This is a genomic window from Pseudonocardia xinjiangensis, assembly GCF_012911925.1.
GTDB classification, from domain to species: Bacteria; Actinomycetota; Actinomycetes; order Mycobacteriales; family Pseudonocardiaceae; genus Pseudonocardia; species Pseudonocardia xinjiangensis.
The window spans coordinates 1-21,872 of record NZ_JAAXKY010000130.1; the positions used below are offsets into that span (position 1 = coordinate 1).

The window sequence follows — 21,872 nt, forward strand, 5'->3', positions numbered from 1 at the left end:
CCCCCGATCCCGGGGCAGTCACGCCCGCGTCGCCGGCCGACCCGCAGGTCGCCGCGGCGATCGCCGCGGCCCGGCAGGTGCGCCAGAGCACCGACCCCACCGTCCAGCAGATGGCGCTGACCACGCTCAACTGCAGCGCGAACGACCCGCTGCGCGGCTACGACGACCCCAAGCTCCCGCTGGTGGCCTGCAGCCAGGACGGCACCGAGAAGTACGTCCTCGGCCCGAGCTTCCTCGAGGGCACCCAGATCGACAATGCGATGGCGCAGCAGAACTCCCAGGGCGCCGGCTGGGTCATCAGCCTCACGTTCAAGAGCGAGGGCGCTGCGATCTGGGGGCAGTACACCGCCCAGAACATCGGCAAGAGCGCGGCGTTCGTGCTCGACGGCGAGGTCGTCTCGGCCCCCACGATCCAGAGCGCGATCTACGGCCCCACCGAGATCTCGGGGCAGTTCAACCAGAAGTCCGCCCAGGACCTCGCCAACACGCTGCGGTACGGCTCGCTGCCCCTGTCGTTCGAGTCGTCGGAGGCTCAGACGGTCTCGGCAACGCTCGGGCTGGCCTCGCTGCAGGCGGGCCTGATCGCGGGCGGCCTCGGCCTGCTGCTGGTGTTCATCTACTGCCTGTTCTACTACCGCGTGCTCGGGGTGCTGACGATCCTGTCGCTGGTGCTGTCCGGCGTGATCGTCTACGCGGTGCTCGTGCTGCTCGGACGGTGGATCGGGTTCACGCTCGACCTCGCGGGGGTGGCCGGGTTCATCGTGGCCATCGGCATCACCGCCGACTCGTTCGTGATCTTCTTCGAACGGCTCAAGGACGAGATGCGTGAGGGCCGCACCTTCCGGTCGGCGGTCCCCCGGGGCTGGGTGCGGGCTCGGCGCACGATCCTGTCCGCCGACGCGATCAGCTTCCTGGCCTCGGCCGTGCTGTACCTGCTCGCCGTCGGCCAGGTGCGGGGCTTCGCGTTCACTCTGGGCCTGTCCACCGTGCTCGACCTCGTCGTCGTCTTCCTGGTGACGCATCCGCTGGTCGCGCTCGCGTCCAACTCCCGGGTGTTCGGCAGCCCGGCGCTGTCGGGCCTGGGTGCGGTGGCGAAGATCGGTGCCGACCGCAAGCGGGCCGCCACGGCGGCCGGCGCATCGAAGGGAGCCTGAGAGATGGCGACCACCACCCCTTCCCGGAAGGGTTTTCTCTCCGGCCTCTACACCGGCACCGGGTCGTTCGACCTCGTGGGGCGCAGGCGTAGCTGGTACATCGCGTTCGGGCTGCTGGTGCTCGTCTGCCTCGTGTCGATGATCTTCCGTGGCTTCAACCTCGGTATCGACTTCACCGGGGGCACGCAGCTGCAGTTCCCGTCGGCCGGTACGTCCGCCCCGGCGAACGTCGACGCGGTGACCGGGGTCTACGAGCGGGCCATCGGCATGGACCCGGCCGCGGTGCAGACGGTGGGCACCGGCCAGGCCGCCTCCGTGCTCATCCGCTCGGAGCCGCTCGACCCCGCCCAGCTCGTGACGCTGAAGCAGGCGCTGTTCGACGCGTTCAAGCCCGTGGGTCCCGCCGGCGCCCCGTCCCTGCAGGCGATCAGCGACAGTGACGTCAGCGGTAGCTGGGGTGGCCAGATCACCCGGCAGGCGCTCATCGCGCTGGCGGTGTTCCTCGTGCTGGTCACGATCTTCCTGGCGCTCTACTTCGAGCGGGCCATGGCGATCGCGGCGCTGGTGGCACTCGCGCACGACATCATCGTCACCGCGGGCGTCTACTCGATCGTCGGGTTCGAGGTCACCCCGGCCACGGTGATCGGTCTGCTGACGATCCTGGGCTTCTCCCTCTACGACACCGTCGTGGTGTTCGACAAGGTCAAGGAGAACACCCGCGGCCTGCTGGGGCTCACCCGGCGCACCTACGGGGAGGCCGCGAACCTGGCGCTCAACCAGACCCTGATGCGCTCGATCAACACGTCGTTGATCGCGGTGCTGCCGGTGGTCGGGCTGATGGTGGTCGGGGTCGGCCTGCTCGGGGTCGGCACGCTCGCCGACCTCGCACTCGTGCAGATGGTCGGCATCATCGCCGGTGCCCTCTCGTCGCTGCTGCTCGCCACCCCGCTCCTGGTGGACCTGAAGATGCGCGACAAGAGGTTCCGGCAGCAGGCCGAGCGCGTGCTGGCCCGCCGCCGCCGGGCAGCGGGAGCACTCGCCGGTGCCCCCGGCGCGGACGACTCCGACGGCGACCCCGACCTGACCGACGACGGGGTGCTCGCCACCGAGCTGCGCAGGGAACGCGCGATGGCGGCCGCCGCGAGCACGCCGTCGCGGCCGGGCAAGGCGGGCGACCGTCGTGGCGGCGCCCGCACCGCCCGGCCCACCGGCAAGGCGTCGCGGCCCACCGGTAAGAGGCGGGGATGAACGCAGTCCCTGACGTCGCCCCGGGCCCTGACGTCGTCCCGGTCGCCATCGCCGACGCCGAGGCCGAGGCCGACCTCGCCCGGGTGGCCGCGCTCGTGCGGGACGTGCCGGACTACCCGTCGCCGGGCGTGCTGTTCCGCGACATCACCCCCGTCCTCGCCGACGCGGAGGCGTTCGCCGCGGTCGTCACCGAGCTGGCGTCGCTCGTGGGCGATGCCGAGATCGTGGCGGGGGTGGAGGCGCGCGGGTTCCTGCTCGGTGCGGCGGTCGCCGTCGTCGCAGGTACCGGTGTCGTGCCCGTCCGCAAGGCGGGCAAGCTGCCCCGGGTGGCGGGCTCGCAGACCTACGACCTCGAGTACGGCACCGCCACCCTGGAGTTGCCCGCCGACACCGTCGCCCCCGGGTCGAAGGTGTTCATCGTCGACGACGTGCTGGCCACCGGGGGCACGGCAGCGGCGGCGTATGCGCTGCTGTCCGACGCCGGTGCCGATGTCACCGGGTTCGCCGTGTTGCTGGAGCTGGCGGCGCTGGGAGGCCGGGAGCGGCTCGCGCCGATCCCGGTGCACGCCCTGCTCCGGGTCTGATTCCGAGGTCCGGGTGGCGCCCTTGACTCGGGCGCTGCTGCCACCGGGTCGAGGCGGGACTATCCTCCATCGGGTGGAGCGCGAGAACGCATGACGGACGTGCAACCGGTAGCGCCGCCGGTCCCCGGGCCGGAGAGCCCGGTGGCGACCACGTCCAAGCCCTCGGCAACGCGGCGGGTGCGGGCTCGGATCGCCCGCCGGATGACCCCGCAGCGCGTGGCCGTGGTCGCTCCCGTTCTCGAGCCGCTCGCCAGCGTGCACCGCGCCCTGCACCCGAAGGCCGACCTGGCCCTGCTGCAGCGAGCCTACGACGTGGCCGAGGCGAAGCACGAGGGTCAGAAGCGCAAGTCCGGCGACCCGTACATCACCCACCCGCTGGCCGTCTCCACGATCCTGGCCGAGCTGGGCATGGACACCACCACGCTGGTGGCGGCGCTGCTGCACGACACGGTGGAGGACACCGACTACTCGCTCGACCGGCTGCGCGCCGACTTCGGTGAGGAGGTGGCCCACCTCGTCGACGGCGTCACCAAGCTCGACAAGGTCGAGCTGGGATCCGCCGCCGAGGCGGAGACGATCCGGAAGATGGTCGTCGCGATGGCCCGCGACCCCCGGGTGCTCGTGATCAAGCTGTCCGACCGGCTGCACAACATGCGCACGATGCGGTTCCTGCCGCCGGAGAAGCAGGCGAAGAAGGCCCGGGAGACCCTCGAGGTGCTCGCGCCGCTGGCCCACCGGCTCGGGATGGCCACGGTCAAGTGGGAGCTCGAGGACCTGTCCTTCGCGATCCTGCACCCGAAGAAGTACTCCGAGATCGTCCGGCTGGTCGCGACGAGGGCCCCGTCGCGCGACACCTACCTCAAGCAGGTCATCGACGAGGTCATGCAGCAGCTCGACGCGGCGCGCATCGCGGCCACGGTCGAGGGCAGGCCGAAGCACTACTACTCGATCTACCGCAAGATGATCGTCAAGGGCCGCGACTTCGACGACATCCACGACCTCGTCGGGGTGCGGGTCCTGGTCGACGAGGTGCGCGACTGCTACGCCGCGATGGGCATGGTCCACGCGCTGTGGCAGCCGATGCCCGGCCGGTTCAAGGACTACATCGCCCAGCCCCGGTTCGGGGTCTACCAGTCGCTGCACACCACCGTGATCGGCCCGGACGGCAAGCCGCTCGAGGTGCAGATCCGCACCCACGACATGCACCGCACCGCGGAGTACGGGATCGCGGCGCACTGGCGCTACAAGGAGACCCCGCGCAACCAGAACGGCGCGAACTGGTCCACGGCCACCGTCGAGGTCGACGAGATGTCCTGGATGCGGCAGCTGCTCGACTGGCAGCGGGAGGCGGCCGACCCGGGCGACTTCCTGGAGTCACTGCGCTTCGACCTCGCGTCGAAGGAGATCTTCGTCTTCACCCCCAAGGGTGACGTGATCACGCTGACCACCGGGTCCACCCCGGTCGACCTGGCGTACGCGGTGCACACCGAGGTGGGCAACCGGTGCATCGGGTCGCGGGTCAACGGCAGGCTCGTCGCGCTGGAGCGCAAGCTCGAGTCGGGCGACGTCGTCGAGATCTTCACGTCGAAGGCCGAGGGTGCGGGCCCGAGCCGCGACTGGCTCGCCTTCGTGGCGTCCCCGCGGGCGAAGACCAAGATCAAGCAGTGGTTCGCCAAGGAGCGCCGCGAGGAGGCGATCGAGGCGGGCAAGGAGGCGATCGCCCGGGAGGCGCGGCGCACCTCGATGCCGCTGCAGCGGCTCGTCTCCGCCGACGCGATGGCCGCGCTGTCGCGGGAGCTGCACTTCCCGGACCTGTCGGGCCTCTACGCCGCCGTCGGTGAGGGCCACGCGAGCGCCCGCCACGTCGTCCAGCGCCTGGTCGCCCTGCTGGGCGGGGTCGAGCAGGCCGAGGAGGACCTCGCCGAGCGCGCCACGCCGTCCACGGTGCGGCTGCGCCGGGCCGGAGGCGACGCGGGCGTGGTGGTCCGCGGGGAAGGTGCGGATCTCGCCGACCTGTACACCAAGCTCGCGCGCTGCTGCACGCCCGTGCCCGGCGACGAGATCCTCGGGTTCGTCACCCGCGGCGGTGGCATCTCGGTGCACCGCACCGACTGCACCAACGCCTCCGACCTGCAGAACCGCTCGGAGCGGCTCGTCGAGGTGGCCTGGTCGGTGTCCCCGGGGTCGGTGTTCCTCGTGGCGATCCAGGTGGAGGCGCTCGACCGGCACCGGCTGCTGTCGGACATCACCAAGGTGCTGGCCGACGAGAAGGTCAACATCCTGTCGGCCACGGTGCAGACCTCCCGCGACCGGGTCGCGGTGTCGCGCTTCAGCTTCGAGATGGGCGACCCGAAGCACCTCGGCCACGTGCTGCGTGCGGTGCGCAACGTCGAAGGCGTCTACGACGTGTACCGGGTGACGTCGGCGAGCTGACCCCCGGGCTCAGCCCAGGTCCCACAGGCTGCACCGGTGCTCGGCGGCGAACTCGGCGGCGGGCCGCGCGACGGTGCCCCGGCCGGGGCCCGTGATCGTCAGTATCGAGCCGTCCCCGGCCCAGTGCGGCCAGACCGGGCCGCTGCCGCCGTTGGGGTTGCCGGTGGCCGCGAACCGGGCCCAGGCCCCCACCATCTCGGTGGCCAGCACCTGCTGGTCGGCAGCGAGCGGGGGCTGGCCGGGCACGAGGTCGAACAGGTAGGGCATCTCCGCCCCGTGCGTGACGCCGGTGGCGAGGTGGGGAGGCAGCGCCGCGAACGGCGAGGGTGCCGTGGGGTCGGCGAACTCGTACGCGTACAGCGGGGCGCGAGCGCCCAGCAGCCGGTGGGTGGCGAGGGCGGTGCAGGCGTAGCCGCGGTCGGTCACCACGTCGGACCACACCCGGCCCGGGGACCGGCCGCCGCCGAGCGGGTAGCTGCGGGTGGCCACCGCGCTACGCGATCCCGCGGCCGCCCCGAGGAGGGTGCGGAAGCCGGCCTCGGTGAGCGGGCCGCCGCCGCGGTCGAAGAACGCGGCGGTGAACAGCGTGCCCTCGTCGCGCGTGGTGCCGGCGAGCAGCGGTGTCGGGCGGAGGTCGCCGTCGACCACGATGTCCGACGGCCGCCGGGGGAGGGTGGCGGTGCCGGTCGCCGGGCTCCAGTAGACGCCCGCCCCGTCCACGAGCCGCTCGGTGGGCAGGGCGCGCATGCAGGCGAGCGCGGCGACCGGCGTCCTGGCGGGGTCGGGGCAGCCCAGCGCGGTCGCGACGCCGGCGCCTGCCGCCTCCACCAGCGGGAGCGGTTTCCACGTGTCGCCGCCGGGCCCGGCTCCGGGCCGGATGACGTCCACGATGTTCGCGGTGCTGCACCCGCCGCTCTGCAGGATGGCGCGCTGGTAGAGGCCCACCGCGCCGGGTGAGCTGAGCTGCGCGCAGACGCTGTCGGCGCCCGCCGACTCACCGGCCAGGGTGACCGATCCCGGGTCGCCGCCGAACGCCGCGATGTTGCGCCGCACCCAGTGCATCGCCGCCTGCTGGTCCAGCAGCGCGAACGACCCGGACCCGGGCAGGCCGTGCAGGCCGAAGAAGCCGAAGATCCCGAGCCGGTAGTTGATCGTGACGACCACGAGCGGCCCCGCCGCGGCGAGCCGCCGCGGGTCGACGTCGGATCCCGCTCCCGCGTTGAAGCCGCCACCGTGGATCCAGAAGAGCACCGGCAGCCGCGACGTCGGTGTCGTCCCCACCGGCACCGTCACGTTGAGCGTGAGGCAGTCCTCGCTCGTGCTGCCCGGCGTGCCGTGGGGGACGTCGGTCCCTGCGCCGACCTGCGCGCACCGGTTGCCGGGCCGCGCCGCGCTGCGGGTGCCGCTCCAGCCGGGTGCCGGCTGCGGTGGTTGCCAGCGCAACGGCCCGACCGGGGGCGCCGCATAGGGGATGCCCTGGAAGCGCAGCATCCCGGAGTCGCTGCTCCCGGCGAGCTCACCCTGCTCGATCCGGACGTGCTCACCGAGCGGCGGGGTCACCGCGGGCGGGGCGGGGGAGCAGGCCACCAGCACGGCCGCGGCCGCCAGCAGCACGACGACCGACGCGCGGCCTCCCCCGATCACCCTCGCCCAGCTCAGCCGACGGTGACGGTCTGGATCGTCACGGGAGTGACGGGCTTGCCGTCACCGGTGCCGTTCGAGTTGTCCGACCCGGCCTTGGCGATCTCGTCGAGCGTGGCCAGCCCGGGGGCCCCGATGGTGCCGAAGACCGTGTAGTCGGGCGGGAGGGTGGAGTCGGCGTACACGAGGAAGAACTGGCTGCCGCCCGAGTTGGGCGCGGAGGTCTTCGCCATCGCCACGGTGCCCCGCGGGTACACGACGGAGCCGTTCGCGGCCGGCGCCAGCCCGGTGGGCGGCTCGTCGTTGATCGTGTAGCCGGGGCCGCCCGAACCGGAGCCGGTGGGGTCGCCGCACTGCAGGACCTTCAGGCCGTCCGTGGTGGTGAGCCGGTGACACGGCGTGTTGTTGTAGAAGCCGGCCTTGGCCAGGCTCAGGAAGTTCTCCACGGCGCACGGGCCCGTCGCGCGGTCCAGCGTCAGCGGGATCGCGCCCTTGTCGGTCTGCATCGCGACCGGCACGGTGCCGCTGGTGCTCGCGTCCGCGACGGTCGGCACGGGCGCGGGCTTCGACGCGGGGTCGTTCGGCGTGGGCGTGAACGTGCAGTGGCCCAGCGCGGCCGGGGCGGCAGGCGCCGACGACGGCGCGGCGGCCTGGTCCGCCGGTGCGGCGCCCCGGCCGCCCAGCGTGGAGAGCAGGACGACCCCCACGACGACCACCACGACCACGGCGGCGGAGGTGATGATGGCGATCCGCTGCCGGCGCTTGGCCCGTTCGATCCGCCGCTGCTGCTGGTTCGCCAGCTTGCGCTTCGCCGCATCGCGCCGCATCTGGTTGGTCGCCACCCGGTACTCCTCGTCCTCGCTGCTCGGGCCGCAGGATAACGAGTCATCCTGTGAGGTTCCGGAGAGGTCGCGGGCGCGTGCGGGTGGCGCCGGTCAGGCGGGCCGGGGGTACATCCGCCCGCCCGGGACCGGGCCCACGTCCCGCGTGCGCCTGCCGCCGGCGAGACGGGCGTGCTGCAGGCCGGGGGAGACGCCTGCCGCCGCGGCCAACCGGTCGGCCACGGCCCCGGTGACGAAGGCGTACACGGTCTTGCCGCCCACGTCGACGGCGAGCTCGTCGCGCGGCCACGTCCACGGCGGGGCGCCGACCCCCGTCCAGTTCTCGACGATCTGGTCGGCGGTCAGGCGGATCACGGTGAACATCGACGAGGCCCACGGCCCGCGGAGACCGGCGAACGCCATCACCCCGCGCAGCGCGCCGACCCCGGCCGCCATGCCGATGTGCATCGCCAGGTTCCGCCGTTCCAGACCCGCCTCCCCGGTGGGCGGCAGCCCGAGGAGCCGTTCCGCGGCCCGGCCCGGGACCTGGCTGTCCGGGCGGTGGGTGACGGCCTGCTCCACCTTCTCGGCGACCGTCATCACCGCGACCCCGGCCAGGCCCGCCAGCACCCCGCTGCCCGCCGCGCGCAGCAGCATCCCGCCACCTTTCGGGGCGTCCCGGCCCATCCTGACGACCGCGCCGTCCGTCGTCGTGTCCCGCGGGCGCTTCCCTCCGATGTCCACGGCCCGGGGTGTCCCCGTCGTGCGGGGTTAAACCGCTGGGCCCACGCTACGGGGCACGTCCTAGTGTGGTGGTGTGCTCGTCGCAGGGTTTCCCGCCGGTTCCTTCCAGACCAACTGCTATGTCGTGGCAGCGGCTGCGGGCGAGGCGTGCGTGGTGGTCGACCCCGGCCAGGACGCCGTCGAGCCTCTCGAGGAGCTGCTCGCCGAGCACCGGCTCACGCCGGTGGCGGTGCTGCTCACCCACGGCCACTTCGACCACACGTTCAGCGTGGCGCCCGTCTGCGACGGCCACGACGTCCCGGCCTGGATCCACCCGGAGGACCGCGAGATGCTGGCCGACCCTATGAAGGGCATCTCGGCCGACGCCGTGGCACTCTTCGGCGGCCGGCTGGAGCTCCGCGAGCCCCGCGAGGTGCGTCAGCTCACCGACGGTGCCGCACTCGAGCTCGCCGGGCTCACGTTGCGCGTCGACCACACCCCCGGGCACACGCGCGGCTCGGTGGTCTTCACGACTCCCACCGAGGAGGGCGTGGAGGTGATCCTCGCGGGCGACACGCTCTTCGCGGGGTCGATCGGGCGCACCGACCTCCCCGGCGGGGACCACGCCCAGATGATGGCGAGCCTGCGCGACAAGCTGCTCACCCACGACGACTCCGCCGTCGTCCTGCCCGGGCACGGGCCCACCACCACGGTGGGGCGCGAGCGCGCGTCGAACCCGTTCCTGCAGGGGCTCGACCTGCCCACCACGGGACGCGGGCTGTGACCGCGCCGAGCGCGAGCGGGGAGCGGGCCGAGGTGGAGGAGCGGCGCCCCACGGCGTTCGCCGCCCCCAAGGGCATCCCGGAGTACGTGCCGCCGGACTCGGCGGGGTTCGAGCACGTCCGCGCCACGCTGGTCGGGGCGGCCGACCGCGCGGGATACGGACTCATCGAGCTGCCGGTCTTCGAGGAGACCGGGCTCTACGCACGCGGCGTCGGTGAGTCCACCGACGTGGTGAGCAAGGAGATGTACACGTTCACCGACCGCGGGGAGCGGTCGGTGACGCTGCGCCCGGAGGGCACGGCAGGCGTCGTCCGGTCGGTGATCGAGCACGGGCTCAACCGGGCAGGTCTGCCGGTGAAGCTGCGCTACGCGGGCCCGTTCTTCCGGTACGAGCGTCCGCAGGCCGGGCGCTACCGCCAGCTGCAGCAGGTGGGGGTCGAGGCGATCGGCGTCGACGACCCGGCGCTCGACGCCGAGGTCATCGCGATCGCCGACGAGGGGTTCCGCGCGCTCGGGCTCACCGGCTACCGCCTGGAGATCACCTCGCTCGGCGACGCCGAGTCCCGTCCCGCGTACCGGGCGCTGCTGCAGGAGTTCCTGGCCGGGCTCCCGCTCGACGAGGCCACCCGCAACCGGGCGGCGATCAACCCGCTGCGGGTGCTCGACGACAAGCGCCCCGAGGTGCGTGCGCTGCTGGCCGACGCCCCGCTGCTGGTCGACCACCTCTCCGCCGTCTCCGCCGAGCACCACGCCGCGGTGAAACAGCACCTCGACGACCTCGGTGTGGCCTACGTGGAGAACCCGCGGATGGTGCGGGGCCTGGACTACTACACGAAGACGACCTTCGAGTTCGTGCACGACGGGCTCGGGGCGCAGTCCGGGATCGGTGGCGGCGGTCGCTACGACGGGCTGATGGCCACGCTCGGCGGGCAGCCGCTGTCCGGCGTCGGCTACGGCATCGGCGTGGACCGCACGCTGCTGGCCTGCCGCGCCGAGGGGGTCACGCCGTGGTCCGAGGCGCGCTGCGAGGTGTTCGGCGTGCCGCTGGGCGAGGCGGCGAAGCGACGCCTCGTCGTGCTGGCCGGGGAGCTGCGCAGGGCGGGGGTGCGGGTCGACCTCGCCTACGGCGGCCGCGGGCTCAAGGGCGCGATGAAGGCCGCCGACCGCTCCGGGGCCCGCTTCGCCCTGGTGCTCGGCGAGCGGGACCTCGAGGCCGGCACCGTGGGTCTCAAGGACCTGGTGTCGGGGGACCAGCAGGACGTCGACCTGGCCGGCGTGATCGAGGAGCTGCTCGCCCGGCTGCGCTGACGATCGCCGGGCAGCAGCCCTCTACGCTCCTTGCCGTGGCATCGGAGGATCGCGAGCGCTGGGACGCCCGGCACGCCGCGGTCTCCGCGGCCGGTGCCCCCACCCTGCCGACGCCCCCGGACGCGCTGCGCGGCCGCGAGCACCTGCTCCCGGCCGCCGGGCGCGCGCTCGACGTGGCCTGCGGGCGGGGCGCGGTGGCCGTGTGGCTCGCCGAGCGGGGCTTCGACGTCGACGCGGTGGACGTCTCGGACTCCGCGCTGGCGCTCGGCGCCGCGCTCGCGGCCGACCGCGGGGCCGGTGACCGGGTGCGCTGGTGGGCCCACGACCTCGACGACGGCCTGCCCGGTGGCTGCGCCGGGCCCTACGACGTGGTGGTGTGCCAGCGGTTCCGCGACCCCGCCCTGTACCCGGTGCTCGCGCGCTGCCTCGCGCCCGGCGGCCTGCTCGTGGTGACGGTGCTGTCGGTGGTCGGGGACGAGGGCGGGCGGTTCCGCGCGGCGCCCGGCGAGCTGCCCGCGGCGTTCGGCGGCCTGACCCCGCTGGCCCACACCGAACGCGACGGCGAGGCGAGCCTGCTGGCGCGGCGCCCGTGAGGCTCACTCGTCGACCAGAGCCTCCCGGCTGGCCACCAGGGCGGCGAGCGCCGTGGTGATCGGCACGGAGGCCACCAGGCCGATGCTGCCCACCAGCGTGCGCACCACCTCGGTGGCCACGTCCTGCGTGGTGACCACGTCGGAGAGCCCGCGCCCGGACAGCGTGAAGAGCAGCAGCAGCGGCAGCGAGGCTCCCGCGTAGGCCAGCACCAGCGTGTTGACGGCCGACGACACGTGGTCGCGCCCGATCCGCATCGCCGCCGCGAAGAGGCCCGGCGCCCCCAGCCCGGGGTTGGCCCGGCGCAGCTCCCACACCGCGCTGGTCTGGGTGACGGTGACGTCGTCGAGCACGCCGAGCGCCCCGATCACCACGCCGGCCAGCAGCAGGCCGCGGGCGTCGACGCCGGTGCCCAGGGTGGCGATCAGGTTGCTCGTCTGGTCGTCGAGGCCGGTGAGCCGGGCGGCCGCCGAGAACGCGGCGCCGAGTGCGCCGATCAGGGCCAGCGACAGCAGCGTGCCGAGTACGGCGGTGGACGTGCGCGCCGATGGCCCGTGGGTCAGGTAGAGCACCACGAACATGATCAGGCAGGAACCGACGACGGCGACGGCGAGCGGGTTGTGCCCGTCCAGGATCGCGGGGAGCACGAACATCAGCAGCACCACGAAGCTCAGCGCCAGCGCCGCGAGGGCGGCGAGGCCCCGCCAGCGCCCGAGCACGAGCACGGCACCGGCGAAGACGGCGGCGAGCCAGCCCAGCGGTGCGCCGCGCTGGAAGTCGACCACCTGGTACGAGCCGGGGTCGTTCGGGTCGGCCCCGGACCAGCTCAGCACCACCTGGTCGCCGACGGCGAAGGTGGGCGACCCGGGTTCGACGGGCACCACCTGCACGAGGTCGCGGCCCGGCATGGGCCCGTCGGCCATCCGGACGACGAGCGCGACGCACCCGCCGTCGCCGGAGCCCTGGCTGCAGTCGGCCGCGCTCGCGGTGGTGACCTCGGCCCGCACCGGTTGCTGGCTGACGGGCTGCGCGGTGCTGGGCGGACCACCGGAGGGCCACAGCAGCACGACGCCGACGAGCGTGGCCAGGGCACACGGGACGAGCAGCGCGGCGATGAGCAGGCGCACCCGCCGCCCCGCAGGCGGCGCGGTGGAGTGCCCGTGTCCGTGCCCGGCGACCGGGCCCGGGGGCGCCGCGGAGGACGGCGCCACCACGGCGTGCCGGCCGGTGCCGGGGCCGGCGGGCTCCGCATCCCGGTCGGCGCGCCTGCGGCGCCCCGTCGTGGTGCGGGTGGCCACGAGCTGGTCGCCGGTGTCGGCGCCGACCGGCGACCACCCGGTGGGCAGGGTGGGGGCCTCGGCCGCCGCCTCGTCGCCGTGGTCGTCCGGGTGGCCGGCGGACCGGCCGTGCCGGTGGCGCCGGGGGTCGTGTGCTCCGGGCGGGTGCTGCTCGGGGCCGCGCGGGATCCCGGATGGTTCAGGTGACACGGGCACATCCCGTCAACGCGGTGCACGCCGACGCGGGCACGTCCACCGGACGGGCGCCACCCGTCCGGGGCCGATCAGCGGGAATGATCACCGGGGGCGTCCTCGGGTGAGTGGTCGCCCAGCTGCTCCAGTGCCCGCTCGGCGACGGTGGCGGCGTCGCCGGTGGTGTCGACGCGGATGCCCGGCTCGTCGGGCAGGAGCGGTTCGAGGGTGGCGAGCTGGCTGTCCAGCAGGGACGGCGGCATGTAGTGGTCGGTACGAGCCGTGACCCGGGACGCGATCAGCTCCGGCGGCGCGAGCAGGTGGACGAACCGCACGGACGGATGACCGTCGAGCAGCAGGGCGCGGTAGGAGCGCTTGAGCGCCGAGCACGTGACCACCGCGCTGCGGCCCGCCGCCTCCTGTTCCCCGATCCAGGCGGCCACCCGGCGGAGCCAGGGCCAGCGGTCCTCGTCGTCGAGCGGGATGCCGCTGGCCATCTTCGCGCGGTTGCTCTCGGGGTGCAGGTCGTCGCCCTCGACGAACTCCCACCCCGTGCGCCGGACGAGCTCGGCGGCCACCGAGCTCTTGCCCACACCCGATACGCCCATCACCACCAGGGTCACCGTCATGGGGGCAGCGTGGACCATCGCCCCGACAGTCACTTGCCCCGGGTGTCGAACATGTGTTCGACTGTGCCCATGCGGTGGAGCGGACAGCAGGTGCTCGATGACGGTGTCGGGGCGGAGGCGGCGCTGCCCGGCATGCGTGGGCTCCTCCGGTCGGTGCGCACCCCGGAGTTCGCCGGTGTGGTGTTCCACGAGGTGGAGGCCCGGTCGGTGCTCAACCGCGTGCCGGGCGCCTCGCCCGTGCCGTTCCGCTGGACGGTCAACCCGTACCGCGGCTGCTCCCATGCCTGCGTGTACTGCCTGGCCGGCCCCACCCGCGTGCTGCTGGGGGACGGGCGCACCCGTCCGATCTCCGAGCTGCGCGTCGGCGACTCCGTGATGGGCACGGAGCTGGTCGACGGGCACCGGCGCTACGTCCGCACCACGGTGCTGGCGCACTGGTCCACCACCAAGCCCGCCCACCGGGTGCGGCTCGCGGGCGGCACCGAGCTGGTGGCGAGCGGCGAGCACCGGTTCCTCACCGAGCAGGGCTGGCGCCACGTGAGCGGAGGATGGTGCCGCTCCGGGCGGCGGTCGCGGCTGCGGCCGGGGAGCGCGCTTCTCGGCCCCGGGCCGTTCGATGCCACGACCGGGCGGGAGCGTCGCCCCCACACCGCGGCGTACCGGCAGGGCTACCTGTGCGGCCTCGTGCGGGGCGACAGCGTCGAGGCCGACGGGGAGTGGCGCTTCCCGTCCGAGCACGTGGAGCTCGAGGCGCTGGGCCGCGCCCACCACTTCCTCGCCGAGGCGGCCCAGCACGTCGTGGAGCTGCCGTCGACGGTGGCGGTCCCGGTCGGTGCCGGGGAGCCGGGGCGGATCCCCGCTCCGGTGCGCCGTGGCGGGATCGCGCCGATCACCGACGTGGTGCGGTGGCCGCAGCGCGCAGGCGACGACTGGTGCGCGGGGTTCCTCGCCGGCACCGTCGACGCGCGCGGCTCGGTGGTGCGCGGGGAGCTGTGGATCCGTCCCGCCGACGGCGGCACCGCCCGGCGGACGGCGGCCGCGCTGCGCCGCCTCGGCTTCCGGTTCGAGGTGGAGGCCGATCCCGGCGCGGGTGCCGAGCCGGGCGCGGTCCGGCTGCTGGGCGGGCCCGCGGCGCTGCTGCGGCTGCTGCAGGTGGCCGATCCCGCCGTGAGCCGGCATCGGGACGTGGGCGGCGCCCCCGTCACCGGCGGCAGCGCGCTCACGGTGGAGTCGGTGCAGCCGCTCGGCGTCGAGATGCCGATGTACGACATCACCACGGGCACGGGCGACTTCGTGGCCGACGGCGTGGTCAGCCACAACTGCTTCGCCCGCAACACCCACACCTACCTCGACCTCGATGCGGGGGCCGACTTCGACAGCCAGATCGTGGTCAAGGTCAACGTGGCGCGGGTGCTCGAGCGGGAGCTGCGCTCGGCGAAGTGGGAGCGGGAACCGGTCGCGATGGGCACCAACACCGACCCGTACCAGCGGGCCGAGGGCCGCTACCGGCTGATGCCCGGGGTGATCGGGGCACTGGCCCGGTCCGGCACCCCGTTCTCGCTGCTCACGAAGGGCACCGTGCTCACCCGCGATCTGCCGGAGCTGGTGGCGGCAGGGGCCGACGTCCCGGTGGGTCTCGGTGTCTCCGTCGCGCTGGTCGACCCGTCACTGCAGCGGCGGCTCGAGCCGGGCACACCGTCGCCCGCCGCGCGGCTCGACCTGGTCCGGCGGATCACCGACGCCGGCCTGTCCTGCGGGGTGATGGTGGCGCCCGTGCTCCCGCTGCTCACCGACTCCACCGAGGCCCTCGACGCCCTGCTCGCGCAGGTGAAGCGGGCAGGGGCCAACGGTGCGAGCGTGCTGGCGCTGCACCTGCGGCCCGGCACCCGGGAGTGGTTCCTGGCCTGGCTCGCGCGCGAGTACCCGAGGCTGGTCGAGCCCTATGCCCGGCTGTACCGCCGTGGCGCCTACGTCGATCCGGAGTACCGGCGGGCGCTCGGCGAGCGCGTGGCGCCGTTGCTGCGCCGCCACGGGCTCACCGGTGCCGCCACCACCGTGCGTGGGCACACCCGGTCGGCGCAGGAGGCCACGGGCCCGCAGCAGCCGTCCGGGGAGCAGCTCCGGCTGCTCTGATCGCTCCGGCACTCATGCCGATCCGGCGATGCACGCCATTCCCGGACGGATCCTCCCCATTTTGCGCCGACCGGGTGCGGACGTTGGGAGTCCGTTTGCCGGGCGGCCCCGAAGTTCTCCCGACCGTGATGCATCGCCATTCTCCGCGGCCTGCGGTCGAACCGGCGGGCATGACATTCGCCTCATGCCCGTGGTTGACCTGTTCCGCCGTTCCCATCCGTGTGTGAGCCGACGACCGATGCACAGCGCAGCGGCTCGCGCGAATGGAGGACCAGGAATGAATCGCACCACGCGTCGGCGCACGCTGGGGACAGCCGCTGCAGGTACGGCGATCGCCGGACTGCTGTTCGTGGGGGCGTGCGGCGTAGCCACCGCCCAGGTCACGCCCGCTGCGGCACGTGGCGGGCCGGCCGCATCCGCACCGATGCACATGCCGATGCAAACGCCCGCGGACTCGATCGGAAAATACGACCCGCAGAGCCAGGGCGACGCGATGTTCTTCGCGACCGAGATGCGGGGCAGCAACGAGGTGCCGAGCAAGGAACAACCGAATGGCGGCGACAAGAGTGGCAGCGGGACCTCGCTGGTCCGGATCCAGGGCGACCAGGTGTCGTACGCCTTCACCTGGACGGGCATCGGCACCCCGACCGAGGGCCACATCCACCAGGGGCCTGCGGGCGTGAACGGTGACGTCAAGATCCCGTTCTTCGCCTCGAAGCTGCCGGACGGGCGCAACTCGGTGATCGGCACGGTGACGGTGACCGACGCGAACCTCCTCGCGAGCATCAAGAGCCACCCCGAGCAGTTCTACGTCAACCTGCACACCAAGGACTTCCCGGGTGGCGCCGTCCGCGGTCAGCTGCACGCGCTGCCGGTGCAGGTGGACCTGCGGAGCGCGATCAGTCATGACGAGAACCACCCGGTCGTCGAGGGCGACCAGATCTACACCTGCACGCGGCAGGACTCCGACGGTTCGTTCACGTTCACCCCGGACAACGTGAACACCCTGCTCAGCGGCGGCATCGAGCACACGTTCGTCAAGCCGGGCAAGTCCGGTCCGCCCCAGTGGGTGGCGCCCGACAAGTCCGCGGTCACCGGCAGGATCGTGACCACGATCACAGGCAGCCCCGGCGACATCCCCGAGCTGGTCCTCGCGGCGAAGCAGGAGGGCGCGTCCCAGGGTGAGCTCTCGGGCACCCGGGCCGTGCTGCGCCTGGACACGATCGGCGGCGTCGCCCCGGCCGGCACCTGCGACCCGATGACCCAGGCCGTCACCGCGGTGCCGTACTCGGCCGACTACCTGTTCATCAACTCGAAGTAGGTGAGCCGGCGCCCGGCCGGAGGAAACCTGCTGGCAGGCCGACCCGGGGTGGCGGATAGCCTCGACACGTGATGCGTACCCACCCCGCCGGCACGTTGCGTGCCGAGCACGCCGGACAGTCCGTGACCCTCACCGGGTGGGTGGCCCGCCGCCGTGATCACGGCGGCGTGATCTTCATCGATCTCCGGGACTCCTCGGGTTCGGCCCAGGTGGTGTTCCGCGAGGGCGAGATGGCGGAGCGCGCCCACCGGCTGCGCGCCGAGTTCTGCGTACTGGTCACCGGCGAGGTCGTCCGCCGGCCTGCGGGCAACGAGAACCCGGAGCTCGCCACCGGCGAGATCGAGGTGACGGCCACCGAGCTCACGGTGCTGTCCGAGTCGGCCCCGCTGCCGTTCCCGCTCGACGAGCACAGCGAGATCGGCGAGGAGATCCGGCTCAAGCACCGCTACCTCGACCTGCGCCGCAGCGGGCCGGCGGCGGCGTTGCGGCTGCGCAGCGAGGCCAACCGCATCGCGCGCACCGTGCTGCACGACCGCGAGTTCGTGGAGGTGGAGACCCCCACGCTCACCCGGTCGACGCCCGAGGGGGCCCGCGACTTCCTCGTGCCGGCCCGCCTGCGTCCCGGCTCCTGGTACGCCCTGCCGCAGAGCCCGCAGCTGTTCAAGCAGCTGCTGATGGTGGCGGGCACCGAGCGCTACTACCAGATCGCGCGGTGCTACCGCGACGAGGACTTCCGGGCCGACCGCCAGCCCGAGTTCACCCAGCTCGACATCGAGATGAGCTTCGTCGAGCAGGACGACGTGATCGAGCTCGGCGAGACGATCGTCGCCGCGCTGTGGTCGGAGCTCGCCGGGTACGAGATCCCGCGCCCCATCCCGCGGCTCACCTACGCCGACGCGATGGCCCGCTACGGCTCGGACAAGCCCGACCTGCGGTTCGGCGTCGAGCTCACCGACCTCACCGACTACTTCGCCGACACCGCCTTCCGCGTGTTCCAGGCGCCGTACGTCGGTGCCGTCGTGATGCCGGGCGGGGCGAGCCAGCCGCGCAAGCAGCTCGACGCCTGGCAGGAGTGGGCGAAGCAGCGGGGCGCCCGTGGCCTCGCCTACGTGCTGGTGGACGACGACGGGTCCGCGAGCGAGCGGGGTCCGGTCGTCAAGAACCTCTCCGAGGCCGAGCGCGAGGGCCTCGCGAAGGCCGTGGGCGCCGAGCCGGGCGACGCGATCTTCTTCGCCGCCGGCCACCCGGCCGACGCGCGCGAGCTGCTCGGCGCCGCCCGCGGCGAGATCGCCCGCCGCTGCGGTCTCGTGGACGAGAGCGCGTGGTCGTTCGTGTGGGTCGTCGACGCGCCGATGTTCGAGCGGATCCGCGACGACAAGGGCAACGAGCTCGGCTGGACGGCGGTGCACCACCCGTTCACCTCGCCCAACGCGGAGTGGATGGACCGCTTCGAGGAGGCGCCCGACCAGGCGCTCGCCTACGCCTACGACATCGTCTGCAACGGCAACGAGATCGGTGGCGGCTCGATCCGTATCCACCGCTCCGACGTGCAGGAGCGGGTGTTCGCCCTCCTCGGCATGGACGAGGCGCAGCAGCAGGAGAAGTTCGGCTTCCTGCTCGACGCGTTCCAGTTCGGCCCGCCGCCGCACGGCGGCATCGCGTTCGGCTGGGACCGCACCTGCATGCTGCTGGCCCACTCCGACACGATCCGCGACGTCATCGCCTTCCCGAAGTCGGGTGGCGGCTTCGACCCGCTGACCTCGGCACCCGCGCCGATCACGCCGGAGCAGCGCAAGGAGGCGGGTGTCGACGCGCAGCCGCCGAAGGCGCCCGCCGCCGCGTCCCCGGCCGCCGACGAGCCGCCGACGAAGCTCTGAGCGCGCCGCCGTCCGCCCAGCCGCCGCGGGGAGCGCGTTCGTGCTGCACATGAGGGTGATCTCGCCGGAGGCGCAGACCGGCGAGGTCCGGGATCTGCTCCTCGACGAGCCCGGCGCCACCCACGTCACCGTCCTGCCCGGCGTCGCGCTGCAGCCCGCCGGCGACGTCGTCGAGGCCGACGTGACGCGCGAGTCGGTCGACGCGCTGCTCAACGCCTTGTGCGAGCTGGGTATCGACCGTTCGGGTGGCGTCACGCTGGAGGCGATCGACACCTCGCTGTCGGACGCGTCCGACGCCGCCGAGAAGGCCGCGCCGGGCGACCCGTCGGACGCCGTGATCTGGGACGAACTGGTGGCGCGCACGGGTGAGGAGTCACGCCTGTCGGCGAGCTTCCAGGCGTTCCTGACGATCGCGTGCCTGCTGGCGGCGATCGGCATCATCACGGACTCGCCGGTGACGGTGGTGGGAGCGATGGTGCTCGGTCCGGAGTTCGGGCCGCTGGCCGCGATCGCCGTGGGCGCGGTACTGCGCCGGGCGGACCTGCTGCGTCGCGGCGGGCTGGCGCTCGCCGCGGGCTTCCCGCTGGCCATGGTGATCACCGCGCTGGCCGCCGTGGCGTTCGACGTGACCGGTCTGCTGTCCACCGCGACCCTCGACGATGCCACCCAGGTGGATTTCATCTACCAGGTCGGCCCGTTCTCGTTCATCGTGGCGCTGCTCGCCGGCGCCGCGGGGATGCTCGCGCTGACCTCGGCCAAGTCCGCGTCACTGGTCGGGGTGTTCATCTCCGTCACCACCGTGCCCGCCGCGGCGTACGCGTCGACCGCCCTCGTGGAGGGCCGCTACGCGGAGGCCGCCGGGTCCGCGCTGCAGCTACTGGTGAACCTCGTGGGCATCGTCGTGGCCGCGGGGGCCGTGCTGCTCCTCTCGCGCCGGACAGCCGGCCGCGAACGGGTCATCCGCCGGTTGTCGGCGGGGTAGGGTCACGAACGATGGTTCAGGACCTGGGCAGCTTCCCCAGGCCGGTACTCGCCGCGCTCACTGCTGCCGAACGGCTGCTCACTCGCCGATCAGGGGCCGGCATAGTACTGGCCGACCCTGAGGATCTCGGGGGAAGCGATCGTTCGGTGGTGGCCCGCGCCCGCGTGGCCCGCAACCCGTTCTCGCTGCCGCGCACGCTCGTCGTCAAGCACTATCTCGGCCGTCCGGACCCGGACCGTCCCGACCCGTTCCACTACGAGGTGGCGAGCTGCCAGCTCTTCACCGCGCTGCCCGCCGACTCCCGCCCCAGCCCGGTGCTGATCGCGCACGACCCGCAGGCCCGGCTGCTGGTGCTCGAGGACCTCGGCCGCAGCTCCACGCTGGCCGACAAGCTGTTCGGTCCCGACCCCGCCGCCGCCCAGCGCTGCCTCCTGAGCTGGGCCAGGGCTCTGGGCCGGATGCAGGCGGCCACGGCGGGCCGGGAGAACGACTTCGGGGCGCTGCTGCGCAGGCTCGGGGAGCGGGCGTGGCGCGACCCGATGGCGGAGGACGCGCGGGTCGCGCTCGCCGGGGTCGCGGGGCTGCTGGAGCAGCAGCTCGGGGTGGTGGTGCCGGAAGCGGCGACCGTGGAGGCCTACGAGACCGCACGCCTGCTCGGTGGCACCCGCTACCGCGCGTTCAGCCCGTCCGACACGTGTCCGGACAACAACCTCGTCACCAGCCGCGGGGTCCGGTTCGTCGACTTCGAATGGGGCTGCTTCCGCGACGTCGCGCTCGACGCGGCCTACTTCCGCGTGCCCTTCCCCGGCTGCGAGGCGAGCTTCGCGCTCCCGCCGGGAATGGCCGAGTCGATGCTCGAGGCGTGGCGCAACGAGATCGCCGCCGTCTGGCCGGATCTCGACGAGCCCGAGCGGCTCGACCGCAGGCTGCTGCACGCGCAGCTGCTCTGGGTGTGGCTGTGCACCTGGTGGCTGCTGCCGCGCATCAGCGTGCGGGACAAGCCCGTGGGCCAGGACGCCACCCGGTCCCCGCGGATCAGCACCGCGCTGGGGCACTACTGGCGGGAGATGGCCCGCAGCGCCGCGGCCGGTGGCCTGCCTGCGACGGCCGAGCTGGGCACGGCGGTGGCGGACGCGCTGGGCAGACGGTTCCCGGATGCCCCCGGTTCACTGCCGGTGTTCCCGGCCTTCCGGTCGGTGGCCTGAGGCGGGGGAGACCCTGCTGGTCAGGGCACCGATCGTTCCCTCAGCTGCCCACAGCGCGTCATCCGGCGCACACCCCTGGTGAGCCGACGTCGGTGATCGTGTCGGCGTGACTCTGCAGCCCGTGCTCGCGCCGGTCGCGACCCGTCCGGTCTCCACCTTGGTGACGCTGGGCGACTCCACCTCGGTGGGGCTCGGCGACCCGGCCCCGGGCGGCGGGTGGCGGGGCTTCCCGGTGCTGCTGCGCGACGCCCTCGGTGGGCCGGCGCTGGTCAACCTCGGCCGCACGGGCGCCCGCATGGCCTGCGTGCGCCACGAGCAGCTCCCGACGGCGCTGGCCGCCGCTCCGGACGTCGTGGTGCTGTCGGTCGGGATGAACGACACCCTGCGCTCGGACTTCGACCCCGCGACCATGCACGAGGACTGCGCCGCGATCGTCACCGCGGTGCGGGACGCGGGGGCGCACGTGCTGATGGTGCGCTACCACGACCACACCAGGGTCTTCCCGCTCCCGGCACCGCTGCGCCTGGCTCTGCACCGGCGCATCGACGCCGTCAACGCCGTCACCGATGCGGTTGCGGCGAGCGACCCGCTGGGGATCGGGGTGCTGGATCTGGACGTGTTGCCCGGTGGCTACGAGCGGTCGGCATGGTCGGTCGACCGGTTGCACCCCTCCGAGCTCGGGCATCGGATGCTCGCTGCGGGGTTCGCGGCCCTGCTGGCCGGGGCCGGCTTCGCGGTGCCGCAGGCGGTGAGCCTCGAGTGCGCCGGTGGACGCGAGGTGACGGCGGCGCAGCGTACGGCGTGGCTGGTGGTGAAGGGTGTGCCCTGGCTGGTGCGCCGCGGCCACGACCTCGGACCGGTGATCCTGCAGGGGCTCGTCGGCGAGCTGGTGCGGGCGGCCCGCTGACCCCGGAGCCGGCCTCCCGACCCGGGCGGGCGAGTTGGTCAGGCCGCGGGGCGCAGCGGGGTG

At 73.5% G+C, this 21,872-nt stretch carries 18 protein-coding genes; 13 read left to right on the plus strand and 5 right to left on the minus strand.

Going from position 1 to position 21,872, the window contains the following annotated elements; translation table 11 throughout:
• From secD to HF577_RS28945, 4 genes are all read left to right on the plus strand, one after another.
• A partial coding sequence (secD, locus tag HF577_RS28930) for a protein translocase subunit SecD (protein WP_169399149.1) occupies nt 1-1,154 on the plus strand: 1,154 nt, incomplete at its 5' end.
• Between the two features lie 3 nt (nt 1,155-1,157).
• Nucleotides 1,158-2,402, plus strand: a complete 1,245-nt coding sequence (gene secF / locus HF577_RS28935) for a protein translocase subunit SecF (RefSeq protein WP_169399150.1) — start codon at nt 1,158-1,160, stop codon at nt 2,400-2,402.
• The gene (locus tag HF577_RS28940) at nt 2,399-2,986 is read left to right on the plus strand and encodes an adenine phosphoribosyltransferase (protein WP_169399151.1); all 588 of its coding nucleotides are present in this window, start codon (nt 2,399-2,401) and stop codon (nt 2,984-2,986) included. Before secF ends, HF577_RS28940 begins: the two co-directional genes overlap by 4 nt.
• 90 nt (nt 2,987-3,076) lie before the next feature.
• A complete protein-coding gene (locus HF577_RS28945) occupies nt 3,077-5,419 on the plus strand; it encodes a RelA/SpoT family protein (protein WP_169399152.1) in 2,343 nt (780 codons plus the stop codon).
• A 9-nt stretch (nt 5,420-5,428) separates the two neighbouring features.
• Here the strand turns inward: HF577_RS28945 and HF577_RS28950 are convergent, their stop codons facing one another.
• The 3 genes from HF577_RS28950 to HF577_RS28960 form a co-directional block, all read right to left on the minus strand.
• Nucleotides 5,429-7,063, minus strand: a complete 1,635-nt coding sequence (locus HF577_RS28950; RefSeq protein ID WP_169399153.1) for a carboxylesterase/lipase family protein — start codon at nt 7,061-7,063, stop codon at nt 5,429-5,431.
• An 11-nt stretch (nt 7,064-7,074) separates the two neighbouring features.
• Nucleotides 7,075-7,902 (minus strand): peptidylprolyl isomerase, encoded by an 828-nt coding sequence (locus HF577_RS28955; RefSeq protein ID WP_169399154.1) that lies wholly within the window; start codon nt 7,900-7,902, stop codon nt 7,075-7,077.
• A gap of 93 nt (nt 7,903-7,995) precedes the next feature.
• Nucleotides 7,996-8,538, minus strand: coding sequence for a hypothetical protein (locus HF577_RS28960; protein WP_169399163.1), 543 nt, complete (start codon nt 8,536-8,538; stop codon nt 7,996-7,998).
• Nucleotides 8,539-8,698: 160 nt separating this feature from the next.
• Between HF577_RS28960 and HF577_RS28965 the strand changes: the two genes are divergently transcribed.
• The 3 genes from HF577_RS28965 to HF577_RS28975 are packed head-to-tail and all read left to right on the plus strand — an operon-like array spanning nt 8,699 to nt 11,288.
• Complete coding sequence (locus HF577_RS28965) at nt 8,699-9,388, plus strand: MBL fold metallo-hydrolase (protein WP_169399155.1); 690 nt, start codon at nt 8,699-8,701, stop codon at nt 9,386-9,388.
• 32 nt (nt 9,389-9,420) lie between these two features.
• Nucleotides 9,421-10,695 (plus strand): histidine--tRNA ligase, encoded by a 1,275-nt coding sequence (gene hisS / locus HF577_RS28970; RefSeq protein ID WP_169399164.1) that lies wholly within the window; start codon nt 9,421-9,423, stop codon nt 10,693-10,695.
• Between the two features lie 35 nt (nt 10,696-10,730).
• Nucleotides 10,731-11,288, plus strand: coding sequence for a class I SAM-dependent methyltransferase (locus HF577_RS28975; RefSeq protein WP_169399156.1), 558 nt, complete (start codon nt 10,731-10,733; stop codon nt 11,286-11,288).
• Between the two features lie 3 nt (nt 11,289-11,291).
• On the opposite strand, the gene HF577_RS28980 is transcribed toward HF577_RS28975, so the two are convergent.
• Nucleotides 11,292-12,773 carry a YibE/F family protein gene (locus HF577_RS28980; protein ID WP_407692248.1) on the minus strand — a complete coding sequence of 494 codons (1,482 nt, stop codon included), beginning with the start codon at nt 12,771-12,773 and terminating at the stop codon, nt 11,292-11,294.
• Between the two features lie 74 nt (nt 12,774-12,847).
• Entirely contained in the window at nt 12,848-13,384 is a 537-nt protein-coding gene (locus HF577_RS28985; RefSeq protein ID WP_211174996.1) for a gluconokinase, read from the minus strand.
• Between the two features lie 69 nt (nt 13,385-13,453).
• On the opposite strand from HF577_RS28985, the gene HF577_RS28990 reads away from it, so the two are divergent.
• The 6 genes from HF577_RS28990 to HF577_RS29015 all read left to right on the plus strand — a co-directional run bounded on the left by HF577_RS28990 (nt 13,454) and on the right by HF577_RS29015 (nt 21,809).
• Complete coding sequence (locus HF577_RS28990) at nt 13,454-15,517, plus strand: intein-containing Rv2578c family radical SAM protein (protein ID WP_169399158.1); 2,064 nt, start codon at nt 13,454-13,456, stop codon at nt 15,515-15,517.
• A 277-nt stretch (nt 15,518-15,794) separates the two neighbouring features.
• A complete protein-coding gene (locus HF577_RS28995) occupies nt 15,795-16,838 on the plus strand; it encodes a CHRD domain-containing protein (RefSeq protein ID WP_169399159.1) in 1,044 nt (347 codons plus the stop codon).
• Nucleotides 16,839-16,906: 68 nt separating this feature from the next.
• Nucleotides 16,907-18,715: an aspartate--tRNA ligase gene (gene aspS, locus HF577_RS29000; RefSeq protein WP_169399160.1), complete on the plus strand. Its 1,809-nt coding sequence runs from the start codon at nt 16,907-16,909 to the stop codon at nt 18,713-18,715.
• 40 nt (nt 18,716-18,755) lie between these two features.
• A complete protein-coding gene (locus tag HF577_RS29005; RefSeq protein ID WP_169399161.1) occupies nt 18,756-19,697 on the plus strand; it encodes a DUF389 domain-containing protein in 942 nt (313 codons plus the stop codon).
• A gap of 11 nt (nt 19,698-19,708) precedes the next feature.
• Complete coding sequence (locus tag HF577_RS29010; RefSeq protein WP_169399162.1) at nt 19,709-20,902, plus strand: hypothetical protein; 1,194 nt, start codon at nt 19,709-19,711, stop codon at nt 20,900-20,902.
• A gap of 106 nt (nt 20,903-21,008) precedes the next feature.
• Complete coding sequence (locus HF577_RS29015; protein ID WP_312859438.1) at nt 21,009-21,809, plus strand: SGNH/GDSL hydrolase family protein; 801 nt, start codon at nt 21,009-21,011, stop codon at nt 21,807-21,809.
• Nucleotides 21,810-21,872 lie beyond the last annotated feature (63 nt).

Coding starts and splice junctions, on each gene's coding strand:
- HF577_RS28945 (WP_169399152.1), top strand. CDS start 3,077: ATGACGGACGTGCAACCGGTAGCGCCGCCGGTCCCCGGGCCGGAGAGC.
- HF577_RS28940 (WP_169399151.1), top strand. CDS start 2,399: ATGAACGCAGTCCCTGACGTCGCCCCGGGCCCTGACGTCGTCCCGGTC.
- HF577_RS28985 (WP_211174996.1), bottom strand. CDS start 13,384: ATGACGGTGACCCTGGTGGTGATGGGCGTATCGGGTGTGGGCAAGAGC.
- secF (WP_169399150.1), top strand. CDS start 1,158: ATGGCGACCACCACCCCTTCCCGGAAGGGTTTTCTCTCCGGCCTCTAC.
- HF577_RS28960 (WP_169399163.1), bottom strand. CDS start 8,538: ATGCTGCTGCGCGCGGCGGGCAGCGGGGTGCTGGCGGGCCTGGCCGGG.
- HF577_RS28995 (WP_169399159.1), top strand. CDS start 15,795: ATGAATCGCACCACGCGTCGGCGCACGCTGGGGACAGCCGCTGCAGGT.
- HF577_RS28990 (WP_169399158.1), top strand. CDS start 13,454: ATGCGGTGGAGCGGACAGCAGGTGCTCGATGACGGTGTCGGGGCGGAG.
- HF577_RS29010 (WP_169399162.1), top strand. CDS start 19,709: ATGGTTCAGGACCTGGGCAGCTTCCCCAGGCCGGTACTCGCCGCGCTC.